The sequence below is a fragment of the Priestia sp. FW507-14D1A genome (assembly GCF_058781295.1).
Genome location: NZ_JBYSWQ010000003.1, coordinates 400,648 through 407,161, shown reverse-complemented (window position 1 = coordinate 407,161; position 6,514 = coordinate 400,648). Strand labels below are relative to the sequence as shown.

Below are 6,514 nucleotides of genomic sequence, written 5' to 3'. Positions count from 1 at the left end.
GGGCCTATAGCTCAGCTGGTTAGAGCGCACGCCTGATAAGCGTGAGGTCGGTGGTTCGAGTCCACTTAGGCCCACCAGTATAACAAACAGTTAAGTTAAACTTAAAAAACAATCACGGCCCGTTGGTCAAGTGGTTAAGACACCGCCCTTTCACGGCGGTAACACGGGTTCGAATCCCGTACGGGTCATCGAAAGAGCAGTTTGCATTTGCAAACTGCTCTTTTATTTATGTTAGATAACTACAGATTTTGATTGAGACTGTATAAAATTCTAATATGAAAACTTCAAAATTTTTGAGTTTAATCTCTGAAATTTGAACATAACGATACTAGTACTTTAAGAATAAAACTAGGATAACGTGCTATAATGGATAAAACTGAATACTAGGGGTAATGAATAATGGAGGAATTAAAGCGAAAAAACCAAAGTGCTGCGGAACTAGACGAAAAGGGCTTTAAGTGGATGCGTTTCGTCAGCTTCTTTATGATTGTGAACCTCATTTTCACCGTAGCTTTAGTAGCAGTTGTTCTAATAGTTCCACAAATTCAAGAAACTTTTCAATGGGTAGCATTTGGTGTATATGGGTTTACAGTTCTTTATCTCATCTTTATGCGTGAAGTAGCCTTTAAAAAGACATATGGTTCTTTAGCAGTTTGGATGCGTACTGTGTGGAATTTTAGTTTTATTGCTAGTGCGTTTGGGGCCATTAGCATGTTTATAGGGAACACTCACTGGACTTTATTTTAAAGGAATCTGTCTTCTTGTGTTGAAAGTGAAAGTAAGGGAGGAATTTATATGAATCCATATGAACAATTACAATTAAACAAAGAAGTAGAAGCGATTGCTAAACAACGAATTGAAATTCATAAACAGCGAATAAAGCTATCTGAAGAGTTAGAACAAGACTTTGATAATACAGAGCTCCAAAATAAAATTATTGAGTTAGAAGAAGAAAGTCAAAAACTAAAGAAAAAGAGTGAAGCTTTACAAGCTAACTATTAAACATCCTTTCAGGGTGTTTTTTTAATAATGTTATAATAATAAACGAGTTGGTATAAAGGAGTTGGTACTATCACCATACAAAATCTTATTGACTCAAAAGATTTAGAATTGCCATTTATTTTTTATTATGACGGGGATTTCGTACGTCAATCAATTAAAAATGGAACGAACATACTAGAAAGATATGATTACGTCGGAGAAGTTGAATTAGAATTACTTCAAGAAACTGGATTTATTGAAATTTGTATAGAGGGTTATGGTGGGATGAGAATAGGTGATAAAATTGATGTCTCTGTTGGTAATTTAGAAACTACAAATGTTACCGAACCATTTGTTTTAGAAAAACTTGATAAGCGATTTTATTTTTTAATACCCTTTCATCCTTATTGGGTGAGTACAATAGAAGATGGGGGTATCCTCATCTCATATTCTATAAAAAGTGTACTAAATATGACTACTTATAGTTCTGAAACAGTACGTTTTCATAAAGATATTCTATCTAGCTCAACTGTATATTAAAATAAATATAGTAGCTTAATCTATTGCTTGTTAATATGCTGCTAGACATGTATCTGTTTAGAAAAAATAAAACAACTTACTGAAATAGTCTTTATATAGAACAGAACAAGCAGATTCTTACTTATTAAGAGCCTGCTTGTTTTACTTTATACCCAGCATTAGATTCTTTATTTAACAGCTTCTTTAAATTCTTTTCCTGGCTTAAAGGCTGGAGCCTTTGTAGCATCAATAAATTCAGCATTATTCATATCTAAATACCTCATTCCTTACTGTGTATAGTCTGTGTAGACAAAAAATATATCATAGTTTCCTTATAAGGATCAAACCTATGTTCTTTTAAATGCATCATGCATCTGCTAGAAAACTCTAAAAAAAGTTAACATTGCATGTTTTGTTTCCTTTTTGTTAGGGAAATGGAAATAAAAGAAAGATAAAAATGATTAAAAATGAGGAGAAGGAGTGTCAAAAAGTGGTATATAGTCAAGTAGTAAGAAAACCTGAGTTTCAACAAGCGGAATCGGAAGGGTTAAATGAAGCCATTCACGAGTACATAACTCGTCGTACACGTCACAATGCACCGGTTGTGGATGCGCTTCGATATATTATGACCATTGAACATAAACATGAACGCATGCAGGTAGCAGTAGAACTGTTCGGATCAGCTATTCAGCGTGTAAAAGATCAAGATATTATTCAATATCTAAAAAAATGCGGAAGCTACAAAAGAATTTCTGATACGATGGAATAAAAACGTTTTCTTTGAAAAAGCGCCTTTAATGAGAGGGGGCTTTTTTTGTTTCCTCCATTTAAAAGCGAGGGTAAATACATAGAATTCTTCCAATTTGTGCATAGTAAATGAAGCAGAATTAATTGAGGAAGAGACAGAGTTGTGTATCTGACTGCGGGGACGAATGTTAAGGTCTAAAATAAAGTCTTCATTACAGATACCCACTCTTGAATAAATGAAGATTTACGTATGTATCCCTAGCAGGAGGTTTAGTGCATGAGTCAAGAAATACCGTTAAGTTCAAGTGAAATTGCTACTCTTTGGATGACCTATCAGCAAAAAACAATGACCCAAAGAATTTTGGAATATTTTATTGCACAGGCAGAAGATGACGGGGCAAAGGAAATTATGCAAGATACGCATAGGCAAGTGGTGAACTACATTGAAGATATCAAAACAATTTTACAGAATGAAGGGGCTTCTATACCAGTAGGATATACAGAAAAAGATGTAAATATAGGCGTTCCTAAGCTCTATGATAAGATGTTTGATATTATGTTTCTTCGCCTTTTAAAAGAAATTAGTATGGGGCTACATACGCTTCATTTAACCATGTCCTACAGAAAAGACATGATCTCTCTCTATAAAGAGCTTACCGCTTTCACGCAAAGTGGCTATGACAAATGTGTAGATTATCTTCAGGAAAAAAACGTGCTTCCAAGGCCTCCAGCTGTTTCCGTACCTAAAAAAGCGAAGTTTGCTGAAGGCACAGATTACATGAATGGAATCCATTTATTTTCGAGTAAACGGGCATTAAATACTGTAGAGGTAGCACATATTTATTACGCAATTGAAAGCAACATTTTTGGCATGCAAATGATCACAGGGTTCGCTCAAGTAGCAAGTGAGCCTGAAGTGAAGAAGTACTTTGTAAAAGGAAAAGAGCTGGCTAAAAAAATTGTAAGTGATTATAGTAAAATTCTTTTGGAAAGCGATATTCAGACGCCTGCGACGTGGGGAGCGAAAGCGACTGAGTCAAAAGTAGCGCCCTTTTCAGATAAACTAATGATGTACTGCGTGAGTTTATTTTGCAGTTTCGGGCTAGGAAGCAACGCTTTAGGCACTGCGTTTAGTTTGCGTGGGGATCTTCCTCTTACTCTTGTCAGTACCGCCAAAGACATTTTAACATACGGGCAAGACGGGGGAAAAATCATGGCTAAAAACGGATGGCTTGAAGAACCGCCAAGTATGGAAGACCGAAATGATTTGATTAAATAGAAAAGCATAATACATTACGAAAACTTCTTTTTTTGAAAGAAGTTTTTTCTTTTGTATAAAAAATGTCGTTATTTGTTTGTTTAACGGTTTGTTTTTTGAATAAAAAGGATATATAAACTATAAATTTACAATTTTATACTAAAAAAGGAGGTTGTTGCATATGAAGTGGTACATAAAAGTGTTGAAAAATTACGGGACGTTTTCTGGCAGAGCAAGCCGAACTGAATACTGGATGTTTGTATTGGTCAACTTTGTTATTTCATTTATTCTTTCTTTCATTCAGTTCTTTATTGATAAGCCTCTTTTTCTGCCGGTAATCTACTCGCTATTGATTGCAGTCCCTTCGTTAGCGGTAGGAGCAAGAAGGCTCCACGATACGGGAAAAAGCGGATGGTGGCAGCTCATTACATTAGTTCCACTCATTGGCGGTATTTGGCTAATTGTTTTATTCTGTCAGCCTAGTGACCCTAAAGAGAACCGTTTTGGTACAACGGCTAAAGCAGCATAAATAGAACTCCCCCTTACACAAGGGGGAGTTCTTTAGTGCACAGGTTCTACTATAGCACCATCATACGCCGATTGGTAAATAGCTCGGATGTCTTTTTCATGAAGAGGCAAAGGACTGCGAGCGAGAATTCGTTTTTGCTGGACGCCATCTTCTGTCAGCTTTTGAAGGGCACTTTCTGGAATATCAAATCCGCGAAGGGTTTGAGGAATGCCTACGTCTTTGACAAGTGACTGCAGCTGTTTTACACACTGATAAGAAGCTTCTTCTGTTGATAAAAAGTTAGCGTTTCCGCCTAGTGCTTCAAAAATATCTCGCATCTTTTCCACACAGCTGCTGCGTATGTAACCCATCACATATGGAAGCAATACGGCGTTTGATTCACCGTGTGAAATATGAAACTGTCCACCCAACGGATAAGCAAGCGCATGAACACCAGCAACACCAGCGTTAAAAAAAGCAAGGCCCGCTAAATAGCTTCCGTAGCTCATCTGAGTTCGCGCTTCTTTATCTTTGCCGTTTTCTACAGCTGTTCGTAAAGAAGAGCTAATCATGCGTATAGCCTTTAGTGCTAAGGCGTCTGTTGCTGGATTTGCATTTACTGATATATAAGCTTCAACGGCATGAGTTAATGCATCAACCCCTGTAGCCGCCGTTACTTTAGGAGGCACGCTCAGCGTAAGCTCGGGATCTACAATCGCGGCGTCCGCAAGCAAGTAGTCGTGGGTCACAACATCTTTTGTGCTTTCAAGAGATAATACAGAAATATTCGTTACTTCTGAACCCGTGCCGGAAGTTGTGGGAATTAAAATTTTAGGAAGACCTTTTTTTGAAATTTGTTTTGTACCAGTTAAGTTCAAGTATTCTTCTACAGCTCCGTCGTGAACGGCTAAAACGGCCGTAAGTTTTGCTAAATCTAATGCGCTGCCGCCGCCAACGCCAATGACTAAATCAAATTTTCGGCTTTTTGCGTAGGATACGAGTTTTTCACCGAGTGCTAAAGGCGGCTCTGGTGCCGTATCTGCATATACATCTACTTCGTATCCATTTTTAATGAGGGGAGAACTCACTTTATCCACAAGTCCAATGTCTTTTAACACGGGATCTGTGACAATTAAAATATGAGCAGGGTGATATTTTTTTACTTCCGGAAGCAGTTGCTGAAGTGATCCCCATCCTGTATAGCTAAGAGGGGTAAAAACTAGTTTTGACACAGTCATTCTTTTATCCTCCTATAGGCACTGTTTTGTTGGCGGTTTCAAAGATGTGGTTTTGCTTCTACGTATATTATAATGAAGTATCGCAAATTTTTCATTGAATACAAATTAGCTGTCACGAAAAAATTGAGCTTTACTTCACAGAGGCAAAGGATGGGGAAATGTTGAGATACGTAACAAAAGAATTAGCTCAGAAAATTGTGTGTAGAACGATGGAGATTATTGATTGCAACATTAACGTGATGAACGAAAAAGGAGTCATTATTGGTTCGGGTGACAAAAAGCGAATGAATCAAATCCACGAGGGAGCGTTGATGGTATTAAAAAACGGCAGTTCCTACGAAATTACTCAACAGCAGGCTGACTCGCTGCGCGGGGCCAAACCGGGCGTGAATTTGCCTATTTTCTTTAACGGGGAAATTGTTGGAGTCGTGGGATTGACAGGACTGCCAGAACAGATTCGTAATTACGGAGAACTCGTGCGCATGGCGGCTGAAATGATTTTTCAAGAAATGATTTTGATAGAAGAAATTCAATGGGATGAACGATTAAAAGAAGAGGTGGTTCATCAGCTTCTTCAACAAGAAGATTCGTTTGACTCTTTATTTTTTGACCGGGCGAATCGCTTTGATATTAACTTATACCTTCCACGAGTGGCACTGATTGTTACAGCGGACAATCGCCATGAAGTTATGAAGCTTGTAAAGAAATACATAGCTAACAATGACCTATACGCTATGCTTCCAGACGGAGTGGTCATATTAAAATCTACAGAAGCAGGCAGCGCTAGCAGCTATGCGGAACAGCTGGAAAAACAGCTTCAGGCGTCTGGAATGGTGTGTAAGTTAGCGGCAGGATCTGTTCAACCTGACTTTAAAGGCCTTCGTGTATCTTATCAGCAAGCAAAAGATACGCTTGCGGTCGGCTCAAAGCTTCATCCAGAAGCTGTTTTCTACTGCTATTCGGATTATCAAATTCCCGTGCTGTTACGTCAAAGCGCTGGTTTTCAAGAAAATCATGATCTGTTGTATCACTATGAAAAGCTGAAGGAATACGATAAGAAAAAAGAACTTATCGAAACGTTAACGGTCTACATAGAAGAAAATGGCGAAGGAAGCACAGCAGCTAAAAAGCTTTTTATACATCGAAATACGCTAAGTTACCGTCTAGATAGAATTCAAAGCATTACGGGAAAAGATCCAAGAAAAGTCAAAGACCTTCTTGAACTGTATGTAGCGCTATTGCTATCTAAAATTTCATAATTGT

At 37.8% G+C, this 6,514-nt stretch carries 8 protein-coding genes and 2 tRNA genes; 9 read left to right on the top strand and 1 reads right to left on the bottom strand.

What is annotated here, in order from left to right:
* The 8 genes from AC3WJG_RS15690 to AC3WJG_RS15655 all read left to right on the top strand — a co-directional run bounded on the left by AC3WJG_RS15690 (window position 1) and on the right by AC3WJG_RS15655 (window position 4,034).
* Window positions 1-77: transfer RNA gene (locus tag AC3WJG_RS15690), tRNA-Ile, on the top strand.
* Between the two features lie 39 nt (window positions 78-116).
* Window positions 117-188: transfer RNA gene (locus tag AC3WJG_RS15685), tRNA-Glu, on the top strand.
* A gap of 211 nt (window positions 189-399) precedes the next feature.
* Window positions 400-747: a hypothetical protein gene (locus AC3WJG_RS15680; RefSeq protein ID WP_098249471.1), complete on the top strand. Its 348-nt coding sequence runs from the start codon at window positions 400-402 to the stop codon at window positions 745-747.
* 48 nt (window positions 748-795) lie between these two features.
* Window positions 796-1,002, top strand: coding sequence for a hypothetical protein (locus AC3WJG_RS15675; RefSeq protein WP_016766132.1), 207 nt, complete (start codon window positions 796-798; stop codon window positions 1,000-1,002).
* Between the two features lie 108 nt (window positions 1,003-1,110).
* Window positions 1,111-1,521, top strand: coding sequence for a hypothetical protein (locus AC3WJG_RS15670; RefSeq protein WP_098659292.1), 411 nt, complete (start codon window positions 1,111-1,113; stop codon window positions 1,519-1,521).
* A 469-nt stretch (window positions 1,522-1,990) separates the two neighbouring features.
* Complete coding sequence (locus tag AC3WJG_RS15665) at window positions 1,991-2,269, top strand: hypothetical protein (protein ID WP_280159512.1); 279 nt, start codon at window positions 1,991-1,993, stop codon at window positions 2,267-2,269.
* Between the two features lie 255 nt (window positions 2,270-2,524).
* Window positions 2,525-3,526 (top strand): DUF3231 family protein, encoded by a 1,002-nt coding sequence (locus AC3WJG_RS15660; protein ID WP_098249472.1) that lies wholly within the window; start codon window positions 2,525-2,527, stop codon window positions 3,524-3,526.
* A 160-nt stretch (window positions 3,527-3,686) separates the two neighbouring features.
* Window positions 3,687-4,034 carry a DUF805 domain-containing protein gene (locus AC3WJG_RS15655; protein ID WP_028408161.1) on the top strand — a complete coding sequence of 116 codons (348 nt, stop codon included), beginning with the start codon at window positions 3,687-3,689 and terminating at the stop codon, window positions 4,032-4,034.
* A gap of 32 nt (window positions 4,035-4,066) precedes the next feature.
* Here AC3WJG_RS15655 and AC3WJG_RS15650 read toward each other — a convergent pair whose 3' ends face one another.
* Entirely contained in the window at window positions 4,067-5,251 is a 1,185-nt protein-coding gene (locus tag AC3WJG_RS15650; RefSeq protein ID WP_337134411.1) for an iron-containing alcohol dehydrogenase, read from the bottom strand.
* Window positions 5,252-5,409: 158 nt separating this feature from the next.
* On the opposite strand from AC3WJG_RS15650, the gene AC3WJG_RS15645 reads away from it, so the two are divergent.
* Window positions 5,410-6,510 (top strand): sugar diacid recognition domain-containing protein, encoded by a 1,101-nt coding sequence (locus AC3WJG_RS15645; RefSeq protein WP_263034080.1) that lies wholly within the window; start codon window positions 5,410-5,412, stop codon window positions 6,508-6,510.
* Window positions 6,511-6,514: the final 4 nt, after the last annotated feature.

Bases quoted from the DNA above. Each gene is read 5' to 3' on its own strand.
- AC3WJG_RS15680 (WP_098249471.1), top strand. From the start codon at position 400: ATGGAGGAATTAAAGCGAAAAAACCAAAGTGCTGCGGAACTAGACGAA.
- AC3WJG_RS15675 (WP_016766132.1), top strand. From the start codon at position 796: ATGAATCCATATGAACAATTACAATTAAACAAAGAAGTAGAAGCGATT.
- AC3WJG_RS15660 (WP_098249472.1), top strand. From the start codon at position 2,525: ATGAGTCAAGAAATACCGTTAAGTTCAAGTGAAATTGCTACTCTTTGG.
- AC3WJG_RS15655 (WP_028408161.1), top strand. From the start codon at position 3,687: ATGAAGTGGTACATAAAAGTGTTGAAAAATTACGGGACGTTTTCTGGC.
- AC3WJG_RS15650 (WP_337134411.1), bottom strand. From the start codon at position 5,251: ATGACTGTGTCAAAACTAGTTTTTACCCCTCTTAGCTATACAGGATGG.
- AC3WJG_RS15645 (WP_263034080.1), top strand. From the start codon at position 5,410: ATGTTGAGATACGTAACAAAAGAATTAGCTCAGAAAATTGTGTGTAGA.